The following is a 20,840-nucleotide window of genomic DNA, read 5'->3' as shown; positions in this document are numbered from 1 at the left end:
CAAGCTTAAATGGCCTTTTGATGCCACTGCATTTTCCAGAAGATAACTTTCTCATGATGACCTCCTCTCAGTGTTTTGGTCAACATGAAGTTTGGCAGTCAAATTTAGTAGGGTTTAGGAAACTCTGAAACGTCGGGGGACATAAACAATTTAGATTAAGTAATACCATGGTTAATGCATTGCGCACCTGCCAATGTAGAGGCATGACGCGCCGTAACATTGGCCTGGTTTTGCGAATTATTAGAGTCGATAGTTCACGAGTCGTTTCTCGTCATATTCGGCATCTGGCCCAACATACCAGACTTCCCAAAATGGAACGTCTCAAGCTGGGCTCGCGGGGTTGAACTGGACTTGATCGAGCTTGTATGCAGAGCATCATCTTTCGTGCTGGCGGCGTAAAGCTGACCCGAGAATGGGATGCTTGTGTCGTAGTTCTCAAACCACCTCTCCATCGCTTCCGTCAATTCTTTATCTGATTTATCTACATGCGCCAAAAATGCGCTATGGTTTGCAAAGAGTCTTAAGTCATGGACTAAATTCGGGATCTTTTCATCAGGAAATGCAGCGGCCATCAAGATCCCTGGAATTTTTTCATACCATAAATTACATACAGTCTGAAAAGAAGTCCCCAACTCTTTCATCTGACCTGGTTTAACATAGCGCATTGTAAATCCAAATAATGCAGGGCCCTCTTCTCCTCCGCCATCAGCTTTAATAAAACCAGCCATGCTTTTCTTAAAATCGTAACGCACACATGGAATATTCTGAGTCTCAGCAAGTGTATCCTTATCCCAACCACCATACACAATCAGTGTATCAGGATCTTCTGCTGTGCTTTTATAAGTAGCCCATAACGGTTCACTCTCACTTGGTCGACCCCAATCGTTAGCGAAAGCATTTGCACTCTTAACCCAAATAACATGCCAGTAAACCAATGGATCTTCTTTGTCAGGAAATGCAAAGATAGCTTTAACGTCTGGATTGCTCTCGTAGACAGACTTGGAAAACGCTTGATACTGGATCTTAAACTCTTCTAACATGCCATCCTTGATACGACGCTTGCCGTAAATGATTACTGGCGTTGTTTCAGCCGCCCCAGTAGGAGCCTTTGCTTCACCACGCACCTGTGGAGCCGAGTTATCTATCTTTTCATTTTTTGCTAATTTCATATCTGCTCCAAGTAAAGCTTGTCTATTCTGTTCAACTCAGAAAATTTTGATTTTCACTAATTAAATTAGAATTTTAGGTATAAAAAAACCTCTGGCAATTTCGCTCAGAGGTTTTTTTAAAGACGCAAAAAGCTACCCCCCGAAATCTATCGTGGTTGTAGTGGTCGTGTTAATTGCGTTTACATAAATTCGTTTCATATTTTATGAATAACAAATCTTTTATAACACAGCAAGCTTTCTTCAAAAAATTGTACTTTGTTTTTGAGTATGGCGGTGAGTCATAGTGTATGAAGTCTAATGGGACAAAAACTTACGTTTAGCACTTCAAAAGCGTCCATAAAATTGAGCATAGTATTCACTCGATGCCCCATAACTGAAGATCTTTCACTGGCAGGTTTTTTGATGTCTGATACTTCGCAAAGCGATTAGAAAATGTATCACAAGCTTGCATTAACAGCCTGTTAATGAGTTTCAACTCTAAATGACAATGGGGCAAAAATAAGCTAAACGGCCAACATCATTACTTCAATGTTTTAGAATCTACTTGTCACTTTCTGTGCTATTACTTGTAAACACCAACTCCGCAGCGCGTTTGTTGAGATTCCTAGTCTCACTGGAATGACTCAACTGGAATAGCCGAGTGTGGCGGTTCAATCATTTAGGCCAATTTAGTAATCAAACGTATTCATCAAAATCCGAAGGTCGAAAAAAGGCGAACCTTGTGATCCGCCTTTTGTTTAATTGAGGTGTAATGATTCGCTTTAGGCATTTATGAACATCACTGCCCCTTACTCATACCCAAGCATCATAACGACTGAGTATCATGTTTTTAGCAGCCAAACGACCAAACTTTAGGTCCTGACTGCACACTCAACTCACTTTCTTTGATAACCGCGCTCGCTGTTTTGCTGAGTGTCGTAACTGATTTGCTTACCGACGTTCTTTAGTTGGACTCCAACTTGATTAAACGCTTTTTGGATAGCTTTGGAGACATGCTGTTGGCCTTCTCCCGCTAAAAAGTTTGCTCTATCTTGATTCGTTTCAAATACACAGATTATTTCTAAGCTTTGTGGAAAAGAGGAGAATTTGACTGTATGCGTCACCCAAAGAAAGCCATCGTAACCTTTTAACGTGTCTTCACAAACCCCGGTTAAGACGTCTCGAATTTGATTTTCAATCTTCTTGTCTGTTTTACGCATAAAGCGAACTTCCTATTTAACGCCTTGAAAAAAGCTTCCGGTCAACATTGTCTTACCCGATATTGGGCACTTTGACTGTTTCAAATGCAAAGTATTTATAGCGCGACTATAAAAACTGTCTGCGCGAGAACATAGGGGTAGCTGCGCCATAAGAAGCCAGTCGTGTAGCATTCAAGTTTACATCTAGTATTAACTAAATAGAGGAGCATTGGTAAAGAAGCTTGCAAGTAGGCAGAGTCTGCCTAACTCATTCACAGTACTTTCCCTCAGAATCGAGAGCAGTAAAGGCTAAGCCACTTAATATCTTATTGTAAGTGAGGTAAGCCAATGTTCTGGATTTAGTGTTGTATGTGAGTGCGGTAATGGTTCGCGAAGTATTTATCGCGTCATCTAGAAGGATACCAACATAGTCTTTACAGGCAATAACTTTGTCATATTTACGAGCAATTTCGTAAACTTTGAGCTTATTTTCGCGAGTTTTTTCACTATAGTCATGACTCAGAATTTCCTGAGAGTATCTCGCGTTCTGCTTAATCGCATTTCTTTTGGGTTCTGATATCTGCAGCGCATCAATGAAAGCTTCAATATCATCGCGAATACCATCCTCATTTGCGTCGACACCCACTAAAGAGTCGCTGCGATCGAGCAATGGTTCAAACTTGTCATAGAGAATACCTAGCTGGTCATCAATCGTAGGTTGAGATTTTAACTGATCTATCAGCTGAGGCGTCAGCTCTATATCGGCTGTACTGGGCACGACAGGTTCCGATACCCTACTTCCACCTCCATTCAAGCTGTTACACCCAGTAAGAGCAAGCACTAAAAGCAAAGGAAATTTTTTCATTACATGCCGTCGGATTATTCACTTAATATTAACGCGAAAACTATAACCAACAACATGTAATGTCAACGATATCAATGGTTAATGAAACTTTGTCTACAATTTAATAAATCATTGATAGAAATTAAGTTTTATAGACACCATCCTCGTCCCCAAGATCTAACAAGGCGTCCCAACTGGAACGCCTTATGTAAGAAAAACTTAGTGACTCGCCTATCAGCAAAGCCTTACTGCCAGTAAAAGCATTAACTTGCTTTTGAACCTTCGTGCCGCTCTACCATGAACGCAATCACTTCTTCATTTAAGCACGATTGACTGATGTACTGACGCTGTTTACCCAGGTGAAGGATGAAACCTAAATCGGTTTGTTCGAGTTGGTCGATTTCGCTCCAAGCAATTTTTCGGTCGATTTTACCCGTTTTGTAACCCACACCGTTTGCGTTCACTTGAAGCGTCACTTTGCTGCCGCGGCTAGAGCTGATGGTTTGTCGCCATAACCACCACGTTCTTTTGAAGTAAACACTGCACGCTTCAATCACACTCAACACGATAAAGAACCAACCAACGTAACCATTGGGCAGCAGCTCAAACTCTAGTAACGCCACACCAAAAATAAGAAAGAGTATCGCTTTCAGATAGGCTTGTGGGAGCTTAGCTGGCTGACTGGTTTGATCATAACATTCGGCAAAGAAAGGCTTGTCGAGTGTGTATTCTGTGGTGAATTCGAAATCTTTAGACATGTATGGTTACTTTAAGGTTTCTGTGAATGAGTATTCTATGTCGCACTCTCGCAACGCGAGCATTTTAGCGCTTATTGGGGCTTATCTTTAGTCCTTTTGATTCTGTTTTGTAACTCTATGATACCGAGTTATTCCAACAGGAAGCCTCCCACCGTTGACGAAACACCTAATCTGCATCCCAGTCATCAGATTTTTGGACAATGAGATCCACGACGCTAGCAAGCTCTTTACTTTTTGGGGTTAACCCGTAGTTCACTGTAACAGGAATGGTGTCTTGCTGTTTCCGCCATACAAATCCATGCTCGGATAATAACTTCAAACACTCAGTAAGTACTTTGCTGGACACCAACGCTAACTGCTTACGAATTTGACCGAATCTCATCTCTTCTTGTTGCCCTAGCAACCATACGATGTGCGCTGTCCACTTTGTCGATATCAAGGTTAAATATTTATCTACACTACAATAGCCATCTGGTTGTACTTGATGATTCACTTTTGTCGACATCGCACTTCCCTAATTCGTTCTCTGCTACGCCAGTGTAATCAAAGGCTGCATCACAAACCAATAGTTACCTAGGAGTAACTAGTTACTTTTGGGAAGCTAATTTTAAATCGTAACCGACTTATCTATTGTGAAGACACAACAAGGCAGAAGCTCAACTGAGGCCTAAGCCAATATCAAAAGGATGAAGTTATGCGTTACGTTTTACTGTTTATCTATTTTCTCTCCCTTGGTTTACATGCTGAGACTCTGTATCCAAAACCACAAACACCTTCTGAATTACATTCGTTATTTGGCCAGTATTTCGCGAATAAAGATCTGGAAGGACTAGGTACACTTTTTCATCCAGACGCCGTGTTTGTTTTAGATAAAGAAGGTAATCAAGCCAAAGGCAGAGAAGAAATTAAGCTGGTATTGAAGGGATACATGCAAGGTGACGTAAACATACTCACCAAAAGCGTCTCTATCCACATTAACGATAACATTGCCATGGTGCGCTCTGATTGGGAAATAGTGAACGCCTTGCAAGGTCAAAACATCCAAGGAACGGCCTTAGAGGTGATGCATTATGAGGATGGTGGTTGGGTCTATGTGATCGACAATCCCAACGGATACTAACACTGGAATAAAAAAGGCGAGCCATTTGGCTCGCCTTATTAACTATCCATAGCTGTCAATTAGTGAAAAGTGCTACTTCAAGATGATACTTATTTTAGAGGGTCGTCGTCTGGCAACGCACTGTGTATCCATACTGCCAGTCTGTGTTTGATATTGGCACCGTCAAGCTTACTATCAGGTAACGGAGTGATTTGTTTCGCGTCCACCAAGAACAAATAGATCGCTTTGACTCTCACGGGTTGCGGCGATTGCGGAAGTTCGAAGCCTTGCATCTTTGCCATCTTCCCACCAATCTCTAGCGCTTTTTTAACAAGTTTATCTTCATTATGAAGCTTGGAGCTTTTCGACATAGATTAAATCCTCTTCTTCACTTGAGATTAGAATACATCAGTTACTGACATCGGCGTGTTAGCAGACTCGCAGATTGAAAAACCACTTTAGAAAAACAACGTTTAGTGCGGCTATAACTCGGTAAAAGGTAAGTATAAAGTTTTCTGAGTTAGGGCTAACGTGTTCATCATTCGCTTGCGAGAAATGGTTATAACCTTGAGCCCGCAAAAATTCCCAAGCTCAATACATTGAGTGTATCGGCCACACTCTCTAGTGCTGTCAGTACTTGTTTAGTCGGCTCGTTGTTCAATATGATGTCACTGTTGACACCTCTGGCGCCAGGCTCCGGTTGAGCCAACTCCTCTTTTATCTCGACATCGGGCTGATTCAAGACATTTTCCGAGTCTTTTTGTTCACTCTGACTAGCACATCCCACCAGAGAAATAAGTAAGCCAAATGATACAAAGCGTTTTCTATAATTCATAATACTACACAACAATAAAACACCGTTCGATTATAGAGTAATAACGTATGCTTGACCACCCCGCTATTTACTTAGAAGAACAATCGGTGACGGCTATGAAATTTGTCGCAAACATTGTGCTAACTATATCGATACGTTAAAGCATGCGATTCATTTCACGAAATATAACTCGACATCATGTGAGAGGGATAAAAATATCTAACGAGAAACTAATTCATAGTTAAGTAATATAAATATTAATTCCCATCCAAAAATAAAGAACTCAAAATGCAATAATGAAATTCATTATCAATTAGAAGATTGATAATAAACAGCAATTAATTACATGCATGAGTCTAAATATAAAACCTGCGGATTAAGACCCCTCCACGCCCCAGAAAAACCATATTATTTATAGGCACTTATGCCGTTGTATTAAATGCAATTCTGATAGAAACCTCACACAAATATAAAACCAGACACATAAAAGACCACAATTTTTCTATGAAACAAGATCTATACGCTTAATATATTTCAGGTTATTAACACATGTTTCATTTCGTTATCTTGTATATTTCCCATATGACTTTGTGATCAAGGTTCCATTAATTAATACTTTTCACAATTAAATTTAAAAACATTTTTACAAAGAATAATTAGTATATATTTTATTCATGTGTCAAAAATTTGTTCATCTGCAAAAATTTGTCGCAAATATAAGAAACGCAAACCTTCATCACAAGAATAATAGGTAACAACATGAGTAAAATCGTTAAAGTCGCAGCACTTTCTCTATTCGCTTTTTCAGCAAATAACGCATTAGCAGCAACTGATTCATTCAATGCAACATTAGAAGTAAAACAAGCGGTAACAGTAACAAATAGTACTGATTTAGATTTCGGTATTATTACGACTGATTCAGGTACAGACATTGTTATCGCGCAAGCTGACAGTGGCGCTGCAACCTTTGCCATTACGGGTTCAACCGGCTCTCAAGTAAGTGTCGCAATCTCAAATACTAACCTTGTTAACGGCGCTAACACGATTGCAGCGGAGTTTGATTTTAACCCAACTCTAACGCTTAACGCGGGTACTGCAGAACTTAAAGTTGGTGGTACGGCGCGTGTTGCAAGTGCAACTCTAGCACCGGGTACATACTCTGCAACAGTTCCTGTAGAAGTTACTTACCAGTAATCTTCCAATATGGCGGCTAAGTGCCGCCATAATTACGAATTTGATATGTCGCTGACTCGTATTTTTTGTTTGATCGCACTGTTAATTGCTCCTTGTTACAGTCACGCGCTCAATATTGTCTCTGAAAATCTGGAGCTTGAGTTTCCAGGTACTTTCCTTGCCGGCACAAGTCAAATAGCGACCTCTAACCCTGAACAAACTCAGATACACGTCGTACGCTTCTACGTTGAAGGGGATCCTGGCAGACGTATCAACGTATCCGTTTCCAACGGTCAATATCTGTATCACTCGACAAGTTCTCGCAGCCTTAAAATAGGCAAGGTTTTTTACGGTTGTGGCCTATCAGTCCGAGGTAGAGCAACCATATCTAGAAGTGGAAAGAGTGATTTATTGTGTATCGGAGCTCAAGTTCGTATTAATCACAACGATCCTGCGGGAATCTACTCCGCAACTATTCCTTTTGAGGTTAACTATTAATGAGCCGTACTTTTTTCCTCATTTTGGCTACTCTACTAACGTTGCCTGCCTATGCTCAACTGCTGATTGCGCCTACTCGCTTTGTTTTGGATGCTGATCGATCAATCACCGAAAAAATCGTTGTAGAAAATACGTCAGATAAACCTATCCGTCTTGAAATCAAACCAACGTATCGCCCTATCGCGCTTAAAGAAGTAAATAGACTAAACGCTTCCGTCGAGCAAACTGAAAATATCGCTGATTGGCTACAAGTCTCTCCCCCAGTAATAAGAGAACTTAAGCCCAATCAACGCAGAACAATTCGCCTTAGATTCAATGCACTGCCACAAGATAAAGAACAAGGTGAATATCGCGCCTATTTGCATTTCTCGCCTATCGCCTTGGGCGAGCAGGCCACTGACGCTAAGCAACAATCTCAGCCTTCCTTTCAGCTTGATTTCCGCGTGAATAGCTATGTGCCGATATATGTACAAAGAGGCGCAGTAAAGGATGAAGTTGTCTATCAATGTGACAACCACGCACTGCGAGTTACTAATAACGGGAAATACCAATTTAATGCCCTAATTAATGCAGATGGACAAGAATCAAAACTCGTTCTTTTACGCGAGTCAGAAATGATTAAGCCCCTGCCAGGTGTCAAAAAGGTTTCGTTATTGCAAGACGATAAATCACTGCACGAGTGTGTCTTCTAAACTTCAGGGTCTAAAACGCATTGCAGTTATTTATGCGCTTTAAACAAGCTGTTCTCTTCGCGCTATTCATTTCGACAGGTTTAATGGCGCGAGCAAATGAACATAACGAAGAGCTGTTTTCCGCCCATATTGAAGTTCGGATCGGTAATATAGGTGACGGATTCTATCGAGTCTTTATGGACGAGAACGAGTCGCCTTTTCTGCCACTCGAAAACAGCTTGTTTTATTTGCTCGAAATGACAGGGGAATGTGATCAAAAGGAATGTCAGGTATACCTTCCTCAAGATTCCGCTCGTGAGTCTCCTCCTTTTGTCTTTGATCTTATCAATGGTCGCTGCTCTCGATCAGATTCTCCAAAACAATTTGTCGATTTGATTAAGTACCAAGAAGAGTGGGTAATTCATTGGCAAAGCTTAGCGCTATGTTTGCCTGTTGAAACAAGCTGGTCCATTGATGATTACCAACTCTCAATATCGCGCGGTTTCAAATCTAAATCAGACTTAGAGCAGGATATTCAGAAGCTCAAAAGAGAGTCTCGTGAAAAAGCCCTACAACTTGAAAAGCAGCGTCAACAGCAAGCGATTTCACCGACAGAACAGCCTGGTTTGTCCACTCGTTTATCAGCATCAGTCTCCTACGACAGTGAAACTCAGCGCAGTGAACATATTATCTCCGACACTCTACTAAGTACGGAAAATTCCCTATCTCGAGTATCAATAGATTCCAGAGAGGAAGAGCCAGTTGTGTATTACAACATTTCCGTCGATACAAACGATACGGGTGGCTTCTTCGAAGTTGGCCATGTACTTCTCGACGGCGGCATTTATGCGAGCCCTTCAAGCTTGGAGCATGGGGTGCATTACTCCAATCGAGAGCGAAAAAATGAATTCGGTACACTGCAGTTAGAAAGAACCACAAAACCTAATATCAATATTGACGTACTAGTAAATGGCATTTACCGAAATTCATATCGCTCTGATGATTTCGGTTATTTCCTTGTTGAGGAAAACAACGTCGCGCCGGGCGATAGCATTACCTTTCGTTACTACCTAGCAAAAGGGGTATGGCAGGAAGAAGAGATCAGCGTCGCCAGTCTGCAAGACTCTTTCCTTCCAAAAGGTGAATGGCACACAGAGCTGATTGCCAAGCTCGAACATGAGCGAATTGGTTCGACGACGCTAGAATATGGTCTAGGGGACTACTTCACGTTAGGTTCAACTTTCTTGGCAACCGAAGATGAGAGTTTAGCCGCTATCCATATTCGGCATTTACCTACTCACTGGCTAGCACTACAAATCGGCTGGGTCCCTCTTCTTGATCGTTATCCAATGGAGTTCGATGCAATAATTGGTGACTCGCAGTCATTTACGTTAGAACTTGGAAAAGCCAATAAATTCTCTGCGGATGCCGAGCTCTTTGATGCCCTCAACTACAACTACTCTGCGACCCATTTTAATACCAGCCTAACGCTGCGTCGTGAGAAAGATAAGTATCGCGCAACACCCAAGATAAGAACAAAAGTTGCGAATAATCTCTTTCTATCATTGGAAACCGATTACAACCAAAATCGACAATCAGGGGTGAGAGAATACCTCCATAGAATAGAGTTAGCCCAAAGTGGCTTTTCAGATACGTCATGGAAACTCAGGGGCAGCTGGAACAATGACGCGCAGCTCGAGCAAGCTCATGCATCTTTGCGTAATATCTGTCGCGACTGCTGGCTAAATGTGGGGCAGTTGTTCGAGGAAATTACATCTGACCTATCTGCAAGTTATAGCAACGAGGATGTCGATTTATCAGCGTCAATTGAAGCGAGACTCAACACCCACTTAAGAATGAAACTGTATGGTTCTCTCGATGACTACGGAATGGAGCTGACCGGAGAACTCGGAGCAAGAAGCCACTTTGATGACGACGTTGGAGATTTACTCGATTGGAGCAAATACAGCTTTGCCAAGCTAACCGGGAAAGTGGTCGACCAACAAGGAAACCCGATTAAAGGCGCAAGTTTACAAGTGTTAGACCAATACGCAGAGACTGATGAAAATGGCGAGTTTGTGTTTAACCAAGTGCCTGCTAGGGATCGGCTGTCCGTGCATATCGATGAGGGGGCACTGAGCCTCAACTTAACGCCAAAACAAAACCCTATTTTGGTGAACACGCGTGAAGCAGGGCTAACGCGAATGTCCGTTGTCCTTGTTTCCTCTTTCGGCGCAGATGGCATTATTGAGGGCGATGTTAACCCCAACAGCTACATTCACTTCAAGCACATCGGCAAAGGTCTTGAATACTCTAGCCTTATTGAGAGTGACGGTTTTTTCATGGTTGAAGGGCTGATGGAAGGTGCTTATATCATTACACTCGAGCAAGAAGGTAAGAAGCTACTCAAGCAAGATTACCTAACGAGCGATTTTTGGATCAGCGACCTTCGCTACCACGTTGAAGACTTCAATTAAACACAAAAGAAAAGCAACTCGCTAGAGCAAAAATATCAGTTCCACCAGCGCTATGACGATCGCGACTTGAGCGAGTACCTTCCAAAAAAGTACCGGATTTCGAGTCAAAATTGGCGACTGCTGAAACTCGCTCTGCAGAGTTCGGTTAGGCGTATACAAGTCAGTGATAAACTCACTCATAGCGATATAACGCTGCTTGGGGTTAAAGTGCGTTGCTTTCTTGAACGTCCAGTCTATCCAATCTGGCAGATCACGTCGATGGCTATGTATCGAGCGATAGTCCCACTTTATGTGTCTCGCTTGAGCAATATCTTGTCCCCTCACCTGTTTGTAAGGCATCTCTCCTGTTAGCATCTCGTAGCCAATCACAGCAATGGAAAATAGGTCAGACTGAGTTGTGGTATCACTGTTTTGAATATACTCAGGCGCGATGTAATGTAATGCACCAAGCGGGATTTTGTCGCGAACGTTGCCTGTTATCTCTTCTAGTCCCTCAGATTTAACAGCCCCAAAATCAATAACCTTAAGTTTGCCTTCTGGCGTAATCATAATGTTCTCAGGCTTTAGATCTTGATGAACCATACCTGCACGCTGAAAGACACGAGCAGCTTTCACAAGCTCATTTAAAAGTTCACGTACCTTTTCTAGGCTTGGGTTTGGGTTGTCATACATCCACTGCCTAAGCGTTATTCCCTCCACCCACTCACATAACAAGTAAGCAAAATAGGATTGCTTCGGACCCGCATAGACTTTCATCACTCGCTCGCTATTTAACTGAGAGCCCACCCAAGATTCATTGGCAAAGTGAATAAGTTGTTCCCGATCTTCGGCTAATTGTTGAGACGGCGCCTTCAACACCAGTTGTTGATTGGTATTGACGTCATAAACCAAATACACGTGGCTACGAGTCCCTTCATAAAGCACCTTATCAACCCGATATTGGTCAAGGGTATTGCCCTCCTTTAAGGCAGGAGGAAGCGCTCGGGACAAAACCTTATTTTGATGCTCGAGTACGGATTGGTTGGGGAGGCCGGTAACTTCAACAAGAACACTTGATAAGTTATCTTCACTACCATTTTGAAGCGCTTGAGCGCAGAGGTTGTCCGTCAAGTTTTGCAAAGAGACAGAAGACCCAGTTTGCAAAACCTTCGCTAATTCCCCTTCACTAAGATAATCATGAACGCCATCTGTGCTTAGTAGAAACCTATCACCTTCTTCCAACACAGCGGTTTGATAGTCAACCTCCAATACGTTGTCCATTCCCAGCGCTCGGGTTAGGTATGCCCCTTTACCAAAATTGATTCTTTGATGGTCTTTGGTTAACAAAGCCAGTTTATTAGCTCTTATCCGATAAACACGGGAGTCCCCGACATGGAAGATGTGCGCGGTATTCGATTTAAACACAACGGCACTGAACGTTGTCACCAGTCCATGATCAGCCAGCGATCCTTGTTTAACCCCTTCTTCATAAAGCCAAGCGTTTAAAGAGGTGAGAATTTGGCTAGCAGAGTGTTTAACGCTCCAGCTATCAGGTGTTGAAAAATAATCTGTAATAAACTGAACGACAGCGGTATGGCTCGCTTTTTGGCTTTGCGCACTGCAACTTACGCCATCGGCGATACAAGCCACAATGCCCTTGTGAATCAATTCGTTCGCTGATTCAGGCTGTTTAACCAGCATCGCATCTTGATTCTGCTCTCTTTTACCCGTTAGCGATGTTCCGCTATGCCTTAAGGTTAACCGTTGCTGCTTATTTTCTTGACGCGAATACATACTTCCTCACATCTTTGCTGGCAGAACAAAAGCTTAACCTAGTGATTACTTGGCTAAGCCTTTGAACATATTACAGCTTGTGCTGGCTGTAATATTTCCCGATTTTGTTAGGGGTACGTTTAGCGAGAGACATCAATAAGAGTCACACTACCGTCATCATTCACTTCCGCAATCTTGCCATTAGGTTCTTCCATAAACAGTAAAGCGACAAATCCTAATACCGCAGTACCGGCAATCACAAAGAAGAATGTTTGGTAATCAACGAAGGACAAAATGGTCAAGTAGGTCACCGCGCCAACGTTACCATATGCTCCAGTCATACCGGCAATCTGTCCTGTCATTCGGCGCTTAATTAAAGGAACCGTTGCAAAAACCGCTCCTTCACCAGCCTGGACAAAAAACGAACATATCATTGCTGCTACAACGGCTAACCAAATCGGCCACTCACTACCCACTTGCCCCATCATAAAGTACCCCAAGGCTAAGCCAGCGGTTAAGAGCAGCAACGTGGGCTTACGACCGAAACGGTCCGAAATCCAGCCTCCTCCAGGTCGAGACATCAAGTTCATGAAAGCATACGCCGATGCGACCATGCCTGCTAACACCGGTGACAGTTCAAATGTCTCCGAGAAAAACAACGGCAACATAGAGACGACAGCCAACTCTGATCCAAAGGTTGCAAAATACAATACGTTGAGCACCGCAACTTGCTTAAACTTGTATTGGTGTATTTCTTCTACTGGCTGAGAAAATATCGACTTGTTTACCTTCCAGACTTGGCTAGCTTCAACCAAATACAATGCAATAAGCCCGATGTAGATATACTCCACGACGGCTTGAGACAGCATACCGATTCCACTAGGCGATAACTTCCAAGCCAATAGCGCAAGCACTGCATACATGGGTATTTTCATGCCGAGTAGAAAGAAAAAGTCCCCTTTCGATGTTACTTCCATCGCGGTTAGATGCTTTGGCTTAAAGTAAGTCGAGCCTTTAGGCGTATCCGTTACGCCACGGTAGAAGACGACAGAGAAAATAAGACTCATCAAGCCTGTCGTCGCTATCGCGTATCTCCAGCCATCTTCTCCACCAAACACCAAAGCTAATGTTGGCAAAGTGAAGGCTGCTGCCGCAGAACCAAAATTACCCCATCCACCATAAATACCTTCGGCAGTGCCAAGTTCGTGGTGAGGAAACCATTCAGATACTAAACGAATACCAATAACGAAACCGGCACCAATAAAACCGAGTAAGAAACGAGCGATGGCTGCCTGAAGAAAAGAGTCCGCAAACGCAAACATGAAACAGGGGATAGAACAGATAGCCAGCAATGCTGAATATACTAAACGTGGCCCATACTTGTCGGTTAGCATCCCAATAACCACACGGGCGGGAATGGTTAAGGCGACATTAAGGATCAAGAGCGTTTTCACCTCTTGAGTCGTTAGCCCCAAGGTTTCTTTTACCATCTGTAGTAATGGAGCAAAATTAAACCAAACGACAAAGGTGATGAAAAAAGCCACCCAGCTCATATGTAAGATTTTCATCTTTCCTTTGAAGGACAATATTGAAAATTTAGTGTTTTCCATGTTTCTCAACCTTTCACTAAGAATCTAATTGTATGCTCTCGACGCCTCAGTTAGAAGAACCAAGGTGCCATAGAACGATGTATTATGTGGGAGCGCTATGCCGCTAACGCATGCTTAACCAGCACTTGAACAAATCCTTTATGCTCACGTACCTGATGAGTCTCAATGGTGATTTCTGGCTCTTCCAAACATTGGCCAGTCAGGAGATTAAAGTGCTGTTTATACAAAGGAGAGGCCACATAAGGCTGCTCTTCAATCGAACCAATGATTCCACGAGACAGGATATTGGCGTGGCCAATTGGGTCATAATTTGAAACCCCGTATAAAGACTGGGACCGCGTACAACGAAATATCGCGATTTGATCCCCATCTACCAACACGCATCCCCCCATATTGGGCGCAATATCCTCTAACCGACAGACGGTTTGCCAATTTTCCATTTTCGATCTCCTACCTTAGATTGTGTTTTTCTTTATCAATGTTGTTAAGAGACTTCGACGACCTCGATGTTCTGCTCAGATTGCGGCTTAGGAAAGCGTTGTTGCCTAATAGAAGTGAAAGCTAAGCCCTCATCTCGCTGGTCACTATTAATAAAGTGACTAAATCGTTTGAGTTTCTCAGGTGACTCCAATGTTGTTTTCCACTCACATTGGTACTTATCAATGTTGGCCTGCATTTCTTTTTCTAACTCAGCACACACGCTAAGCTTATCTTCAATGACCACTTGCTTAAGATATTCCAAACCACCTTCGAGATTTTCCATCCACACTGAAGTACGTTGCAGACGATCAGCGGTGCGAATGTAGAACATTAAAATTCGGTCGATGTATTGAATTAACGTGGTTTCGTCAAGATCACTGGCAAACAAGTCGGCATGCCTTGGACGCATACCACCGTTACCACACACATATAAATTCCACCCGTTTTCTGTAGCGATTACACCGATATCTTTAGACTGCGCTTCAGCACACTCGCGGGTACAGCCTGAAACAGCAAACTTGAGTTTGTGCGGCGAGCGCAGACCTTTGTACCGATTCTCTAGGTCAATCGCAAAGCCAACACTGTCACCAACTCCATAGCGACACCATGTACTGCCTACGCAAGATTTCACGGTACGCACAGACTTGCCATAGGCGTGGCCCGTTTCAAACCCAGCATCAACCAGTTTTTGCCAAATTAGTGGTAAATCGTTGAGCTGCGCACCAAACAAATCAATACGTTGGCCCCCGGTGATCTTTGTGTATAAATCGAACTCTTTAGCAACCTCACCAAGTACAATCAGTTTGTCGGGGGTGATCTCTCCACCAGCAACCCGAGGCACCACCGAATAGGTGCCGTCCTTTTGCATATTACCCAAGTAGATGTCGTTGGTATCTTGTAGCTCAATCAGGTCATCTTCAAGGATGTAGTCATTCCAGAATGAAGCTAAAATGGAACCCACCGCGGGTTTACATACAGTACACCCTAACCCGGTGCCGTATTGCTCAAGCAAGGCGTCAAATGTTTTGATTTGGTTCACTCGTATAATGTCGCTGAGCTCTTGGCGTGAGTAAGCAAAGTGTTCACAAAGATCATTGTTCACTTCGACACCAAGAGTGAGCAGTTCGTTATCCAAGACTTGTTTTGCCAACGCGGAACAACCTCCACATCCAGTTGATGCATTAGTCGACTCTTTGAGCGACGCCATTGTCGTGCAACCTGAAGCAACAGCCTGCTTGATATCCCCTTTCGTCACGTCAAAACACGAGCAGATCATTGCACTGTCTGGTAGGGCATCAATACCCAGCGCTGACGATTCATCATCCGCCACATTGGGCAAAATAAGCACCGCTGGGTTATCTGGCAAAGGCAAATCATTTTGCTTAATTTGCAGCAGCGAACCATACGCGTCAGCATCACCCACCAGCACCGCACCAACGATTCGCTGTCCATCTTGAGAAATAATCAAGCGCTTGTAGACTTGCTCGATCTCATCGCTATAGGTATATGATTGCGCTCCTTGTGTTTGGCCATGCACTTCACCAATACTGGCGACATCAACCCCCAATAGCTTCAACTTAGTGCTCATATCTGCGCCAAGGAACTCTGTCGGTTTTGCGTCAGAAAGTACATGACTGGCCGCCACTTTGGCCATCTGATAGCCCGGGGCAACTAGACCGAAAATTTGGCTCTGCCATAACGCGCACTCACCAATAGCGTATATCTGTTCATTGCTTGTCTGACAGTGATTGTTAATGGTGATACCACCACGAGCACCTACTTCTAGTCCCGCCCGCTTAGCTAACTCATCTTGCGGTCGAATTCCCGCAGAGAATACAATCATGTCGGTTTCAAGAGAGCTTCCATCAGCAAACATCATTCGATAGCGCGCACTATCGCCTTTAACAATCTCTGTGGTGGCTTTTTCTGTATGAACCGAAACTCCCATCGCTTCAATTTTACGTCTCAGTAAAGCGCCTCCCCCCTCTTCCAATTGCACAGCCATAAGACGAGGTGCGAACTCAACGACGTGCGTTTCAAGTCCTAAATTCTTAATTGCGTTTGCCGCTTCTAACCCAAGCAAACCACCACCTACGACTACCCCCGTTTTACTTTGCTTGCTTGAAGCTTCAATCGCATCGAGATCTTCTAGTGTCCGATAGACAAAGCAGTGTTCTTGATCATTACCCGGAATAGGTGGCACAAAGGGGAACGAACCGGTAGCGAGCACCAACTTATCGTATTGCTCCACGCGACCGGACGCGGTAGTCACCGACTTTTCTTTCGAGTCGATATCGACCACTTTTTCGTTTAGGACATAGTTAACACCACACTCGCGATAATAATCATCATTAGTCATCGCGAGATCGTCTGCGGTTTTACCTGTCAAATACGACGTTAATTGAACTCGGTCATAAGCCAAGCGTGACTCTTCGGCAAACGTGATTACCTCAATATCGTTACGTTGACTTTGAATTAAGGTTTCAATGAACTTATGTCCCACCATTCCATTACCGACAACTACAATCCTTTCCTTGCTCATACTTCACTTCCTAGTTGTTATATTTTTCTAATGAGTTCGTTTCTTAAGCTGGAATACACAAATCCAATTGCTCAGTCTTAAGGAACTCAGCTTGACTGCTCAAGCCTGTTAACCACTGCATTTTGCTGGCGATTGAAACCACCTCTCCTACAACAATGAGGGCAGGTGATTGCACCTTGTGTTTACGTTTAAGTGCACTTAACTGTGTAATGTCACCAGTAAAAACGCGCTGCTGAGGCGTGCAGCCATTTTCTATCAAGGCGACTGGCATGGTGTCCGCCATCCCCCCTCGAATTAACTCTTGAGTGATGAGCTCGGTTTTACTTAACCCCATATAAATCACCAGGGTTTGGTTGAGTTTTGCGAGTACAGACCAATTAAGATCTAACTCTTTGTCAGCATGCGCCGTGATGAAAGTGCACCCCTGAGCAATTCCTCGATGAGTTAACGGAATGTGAGCGTAGCTCGTACAACCTGAAGCGGCGGTTACACCTGGGACCACTTCCACTTGAATACCTCGCTGCGCCAGAAATAACATTTCCTCGCTGCCACGACCAAAGACAAACGCATCCCCGCCTTTTACGCGGCATACGTCCTCACCGTTTTGGGCATAGCTGACGAGTAGGTTGTTGATCTCATCTTGAGTTGCGCTGTGGTGGCCTTTTGCTTTTCCTACATAGATTTTTTTTGCGTGGGAAGGAAATAACTGACGAATCTCCTCACTCACCAAATTATCAAAAATGATGACTTTTGCAGACTCAATAGTTTTTAAAGCTTTAATCGTTAGTAATTCCACATCACCAGGGCCGGCACCGACTAAAATAACCTTACCGAAAGAAACATCGTTATTACCAAATTGTTTTCTTATATTCATTCTCTATTTCCTGCGGCTAATAATGCGAGCAATATCAACACTGCAAAACAAATGCCCAATCATGAAATAATCAAAAACAAAATCACATAACCTTTATAAAACAATCAGATAAATAAACACCAACAAACAAAACTCAAATAACAATTAATAAAACAATGAATAAAAACTGATAAATTGAACACTTGTGGTGCAGATTGGAATCTAATGGTGCAAACATGATAAGGATTAATCGAATATATATTTAGCCTTCGCATTAACAATATACGCAAAGTGAATCTAACCCATTGAACATTATTAACATTTTAGGTTTGCTAGCTTATATTCCCAACTTGGTTCACTAGTTGCTAGTAATTAAATAAAAACAGTAGCCATATTAAAGATGGAGTAGAGCTATGACACAATCTGAACAAGGATGGATAAAAACCACATGCGCCTATTGTGGCGTTGGTTGCGGTCTTGAAGCTCGACCTAAAATGACGGGAGAGCTGGAAGTTCGCGGTGATAAAGAGCACCCTTCAAATAACGGAAAGCTCTGCACCAAGGGGATAGCACTTGGTGAAACTGTCATTCACGATGGTCGATTACTATCGCCAACCAGTGTCAGTGCGACTGATTGTAAGACCCTAGACTGGGACTTAGCCACGCAAACGGTAGCCGACAAATTTACTCAAGCTATCAAAGAATTTGGCCCTGAATCTGTCGCTTTTTACGTATCAGGACAACTGTTAACCGAAGATTACTATGTTGCCAATAAGCTGATTAAAGGCTTTATGGGAAGTGCCAACATCGACAGTAACTCACGTTTGTGTATGGCATCATCCGTTGTTGGCCACAAACGAGCATTTGGCTCAGATACCGTGCCGATTTGCTATGAAGACATAGAGCAGGCTGAGCTGGTTGTTTTGGTCGGCTCTAATCTCGCATGGTGTCACCCTGTATTATTTCAACGCCTTCGCAGTGCAAAGCAAAATAATCCATCACTGAAAGTTGTCGTGGTTGACCCAAGATCGACAGAGACCTGTGAGATTTCAGATGAACATTTAGCGATTAAGCCGGGCTCTGACGTTGCGCTATTTAATGGTCTACTTACTCACCTAAGCATAAACAAACAACTTGATACGAGCTTTATTGCCCAACATACCAACGATTTCGACCAGGCACTTCAACAAGCGCATAAAGAGCACGACATTGACACCATAACTGGCATTGACCAAAAAAGGTTAGAGCGCTTTTATCAAGTTTTTTCAAAGACCGACAAGGTGCTAACGATCTACTCGCAGGGCGTTAATCAATCAACCTCTGGCTCTGACAAAGTAAACAGCATTATCAACTGCCATCTAGCAACAGGAAAAATAGGTAAGCCGGGTATGGGGCCTTTCTCTGTGACGGGCCAACCCAATGCTATGGGTGGGCGTGAAGTGGGCGCACTCGCAAACACGCTAGCTTCACACATGGAATTTGAGAACTCAGAACATTTACAACTCGTCAGTCAATTCTGGCAAACCGACAATCTCGTAAAAAAGCCCGGATTGAAAGCCATTGATATGTTTGATGCTATGGCTGATGGTAAGATAAAGGCGATTTGGATCATGGCAACCAACCCCATGGTTAGCCTCCCTGGCTCAGAAAAAATCAAACATGCTCTCGAAACGTGCCCGTTTGTTGTCGTGTCAGATTGTATCGCTGACACCGAAACAACTCGCCTAGCGGATTTGGTATTGCCCGCTCAAGGCTGGAGCGAGAAGTCAGGCACCGTCACCAACTCAGAAAGACGTATATCTCGCCAACGCCGCATTCTTCCTAGTCCAGGTATGGCGAAGCCAGATTGGTGGATCATCAGCCAAGTGGCGCAAAAGATGGGGTTTAAAGACGCTTTTAACTACTTACATGAAGCAGATATTTTCCGCGAGTATGCCAAGCTGTCTATCCAAGGGAATACAAAGCGCCAGCGAGATTTCTCACTGTCAGGGCTCACCCACATTGATGACCTTAGCTACAGCAAAATGACGCCACAACAATGGCCTGTTACCCAGCTACAAACTCAAGTCGCGCACCAGCGTTTATTCGTCGACAAGCGATTCTATACCGCAAATCACAAAGCCAATTTTATCGCGGTTAAACATGCTCACCCGAAGCAACAGCTAACCACTGAATTCCCTTTATTTCTCAATAGCGGTCGAACGCGAGATCAATGGCATACCATGTCTCGCACAGGTCTATCGCCCAAATTAGCAAGTCACAAAAGTGAGCCTTACATTCAAATCCATCCAGAGACTGCTCAGCACTACCACATACATGACAAGCAGTTAGTCCGTATTGAAAACGCTCAGGGCGAATACCTCGCTCGAGCTGAGTACAGTGACGATGTCACCCAAGCTCAGCTCTTTAGTCCTATCCACTGGAGTAGCCTTACTGCGAATAATGCTAAACCTTGTAGTCTTATTCCTGCTTTGACCGACCCCTACTCCGGTCAACCAGAGTTTAAATATACCCCCGTAACCATTTCAGCAGTTAAGACTCATAGCACAGCGCTGATATTCTCTCGCAGCAACCTTGACCTATCCGTTGTGGACTATTGGGCAAGACAGAAGATTCCCAATGGCTATCTGTACCGCATTGAATCACGGTTAAGCTGCGCCGAATTAGACCACCTACTTCAACGCAAGTTATGGCTTAACCATAACAAAGCTATCTCAGCCAATTCAGTGACAAAGGAAGGAAGACACCAATACGTGTCCGTAAGCAGTAAGAGGGTTGAACTGGCTTTATTTATTCAGCTACAGTTTGACGATTCGGCTTTACAAGGCATGACTGAGTGGTACAACACTCCACTCAATGATCTAGAATCAATAGGCCTGTTCAAGTTCTCAAAGACACAAAAGAACGCCGCTTAGGCTTAGA

Annotated in this window: 18 protein-coding genes; 6 read left to right on the top strand and 12 right to left on the bottom strand. The window is 43.4% G+C overall.

Annotated elements, in window-relative coordinates; all coding sequences use genetic code 11:
* Nucleotides 1-254 precede the first annotated feature (254 nt).
* The 5 genes from AC4MRV_RS03535 to AC4MRV_RS03515 all read right to left on the bottom strand — a co-directional run bounded on the left by AC4MRV_RS03535 (nucleotide 255) and on the right by AC4MRV_RS03515 (nucleotide 4,454).
* On the bottom strand, nucleotides 255-1,169 hold the full coding sequence (locus AC4MRV_RS03535; RefSeq protein ID WP_491186041.1) for a hypothetical protein: 915 nt from the start codon (nucleotides 1,167-1,169) through the stop codon (nucleotides 255-257).
* A gap of 875 nt (nucleotides 1,170-2,044) precedes the next feature.
* Nucleotides 2,045-2,368 carry a Fis family transcriptional regulator gene (locus AC4MRV_RS03530; RefSeq protein WP_491186040.1) on the bottom strand — a complete coding sequence of 108 codons (324 nt, stop codon included), beginning with the start codon at nucleotides 2,366-2,368 and terminating at the stop codon, nucleotides 2,045-2,047.
* Between the two features lie 247 nt (nucleotides 2,369-2,615).
* Nucleotides 2,616-3,212, bottom strand: coding sequence for a chromosome partitioning protein ParA (locus AC4MRV_RS03525; RefSeq protein WP_491186039.1), 597 nt, complete (start codon nucleotides 3,210-3,212; stop codon nucleotides 2,616-2,618).
* A gap of 242 nt (nucleotides 3,213-3,454) precedes the next feature.
* A complete protein-coding gene (locus AC4MRV_RS03520) occupies nucleotides 3,455-3,949 on the bottom strand; it encodes a YcxB family protein (protein WP_491186038.1) in 495 nt (164 codons plus the stop codon).
* A gap of 166 nt (nucleotides 3,950-4,115) precedes the next feature.
* Nucleotides 4,116-4,454: a winged helix-turn-helix transcriptional regulator gene (locus AC4MRV_RS03515; RefSeq protein ID WP_491186037.1), complete on the bottom strand. Its 339-nt coding sequence runs from the start codon at nucleotides 4,452-4,454 to the stop codon at nucleotides 4,116-4,118.
* A 189-nt stretch (nucleotides 4,455-4,643) separates the two neighbouring features.
* On the opposite strand from AC4MRV_RS03515, the gene AC4MRV_RS03510 reads away from it, so the two are divergent.
* Nucleotides 4,644-5,069: a YybH family protein gene (locus AC4MRV_RS03510; protein WP_491186036.1), complete on the top strand. Its 426-nt coding sequence runs from the start codon at nucleotides 4,644-4,646 to the stop codon at nucleotides 5,067-5,069.
* 89 nt (nucleotides 5,070-5,158) lie between these two features.
* Here AC4MRV_RS03510 and AC4MRV_RS03505 read toward each other — a convergent pair whose 3' ends face one another.
* Nucleotides 5,159-5,419, bottom strand: coding sequence for a DUF5062 family protein (locus tag AC4MRV_RS03505; RefSeq protein ID WP_491186035.1), 261 nt, complete (start codon nucleotides 5,417-5,419; stop codon nucleotides 5,159-5,161).
* A gap of 188 nt (nucleotides 5,420-5,607) precedes the next feature.
* A complete protein-coding gene (locus AC4MRV_RS03500) occupies nucleotides 5,608-5,883 on the bottom strand; it encodes a hypothetical protein (RefSeq protein WP_491186034.1) in 276 nt (91 codons plus the stop codon).
* A 738-nt stretch (nucleotides 5,884-6,621) separates the two neighbouring features.
* Between AC4MRV_RS03500 and AC4MRV_RS03495 the strand changes: the two genes are divergently transcribed.
* Genes AC4MRV_RS03495 through AC4MRV_RS03480 form a run of 4 tightly spaced genes read left to right on the top strand, consistent with a single transcriptional unit; the run spans nucleotide 6,622 to nucleotide 10,681 of the window.
* Entirely contained in the window at nucleotides 6,622-7,056 is a 435-nt protein-coding gene (locus tag AC4MRV_RS03495) for a DUF4402 domain-containing protein (RefSeq protein ID WP_491186033.1), read from the top strand.
* Nucleotides 7,057-7,101: 45 nt separating this feature from the next.
* Nucleotides 7,102-7,533, top strand: coding sequence for a DUF4402 domain-containing protein (locus tag AC4MRV_RS03490; protein WP_491186032.1), 432 nt, complete (start codon nucleotides 7,102-7,104; stop codon nucleotides 7,531-7,533).
* The gene (locus AC4MRV_RS03485; protein WP_491186031.1) at nucleotides 7,533-8,225 is read left to right on the top strand and encodes a fimbrial biogenesis chaperone; all 693 of its coding nucleotides are present in this window, start codon (nucleotides 7,533-7,535) and stop codon (nucleotides 8,223-8,225) included. The genes AC4MRV_RS03490 and AC4MRV_RS03485 overlap by 1 nt, the downstream gene beginning before the upstream one ends.
* Nucleotides 8,226-8,257: 32 nt before the next feature.
* Complete coding sequence (locus AC4MRV_RS03480; protein ID WP_491186030.1) at nucleotides 8,258-10,681, top strand: carboxypeptidase-like regulatory domain-containing protein; 2,424 nt, start codon at nucleotides 8,258-8,260, stop codon at nucleotides 10,679-10,681.
* A 21-nt stretch (nucleotides 10,682-10,702) separates the two neighbouring features.
* Here the strand turns inward: AC4MRV_RS03480 and AC4MRV_RS03475 are convergent, their stop codons facing one another.
* From AC4MRV_RS03475 to cobA, 5 genes are all read right to left on the bottom strand, one after another.
* The gene (locus AC4MRV_RS03475; RefSeq protein ID WP_491186029.1) at nucleotides 10,703-12,454 is read right to left on the bottom strand and encodes a bifunctional protein-serine/threonine kinase/phosphatase; all 1,752 of its coding nucleotides are present in this window, start codon (nucleotides 12,452-12,454) and stop codon (nucleotides 10,703-10,705) included.
* A 119-nt stretch (nucleotides 12,455-12,573) separates the two neighbouring features.
* Nucleotides 12,574-14,043 carry a NarK family nitrate/nitrite MFS transporter gene (locus AC4MRV_RS03470; protein WP_491186028.1) on the bottom strand — a complete coding sequence of 490 codons (1,470 nt, stop codon included), beginning with the start codon at nucleotides 14,041-14,043 and terminating at the stop codon, nucleotides 12,574-12,576.
* Nucleotides 14,044-14,138: 95 nt separating this feature from the next.
* Nucleotides 14,139-14,483, bottom strand: a complete 345-nt coding sequence (gene nirD, locus AC4MRV_RS03465) for a nitrite reductase small subunit NirD (protein WP_491186027.1) — start codon at nucleotides 14,481-14,483, stop codon at nucleotides 14,139-14,141.
* Between the two features lie 44 nt (nucleotides 14,484-14,527).
* The gene (gene nirB, locus AC4MRV_RS03460) at nucleotides 14,528-17,065 is read right to left on the bottom strand and encodes a nitrite reductase large subunit NirB (protein ID WP_491186026.1); all 2,538 of its coding nucleotides are present in this window, start codon (nucleotides 17,063-17,065) and stop codon (nucleotides 14,528-14,530) included.
* 43 nt (nucleotides 17,066-17,108) lie between these two features.
* Entirely contained in the window at nucleotides 17,109-17,939 is an 831-nt protein-coding gene (cobA, locus tag AC4MRV_RS03455) for a uroporphyrinogen-III C-methyltransferase (protein ID WP_491186025.1), read from the bottom strand.
* A 392-nt stretch (nucleotides 17,940-18,331) separates the two neighbouring features.
* Here cobA and AC4MRV_RS03450 point away from each other — a divergent pair, with 392 nt between their 5' ends.
* Nucleotides 18,332-20,833, top strand: a complete 2,502-nt coding sequence (locus tag AC4MRV_RS03450; protein ID WP_491186024.1) for a molybdopterin oxidoreductase family protein — start codon at nucleotides 18,332-18,334, stop codon at nucleotides 20,831-20,833.
* Nucleotides 20,834-20,840: the final 7 nt, after the last annotated feature.

The organism is Vibrio sp., from assembly GCF_984391705.1.
Note: the sequence above shows the minus strand (reverse complement) of the source record. Positions and strands in the feature narration are given on the sequence as shown.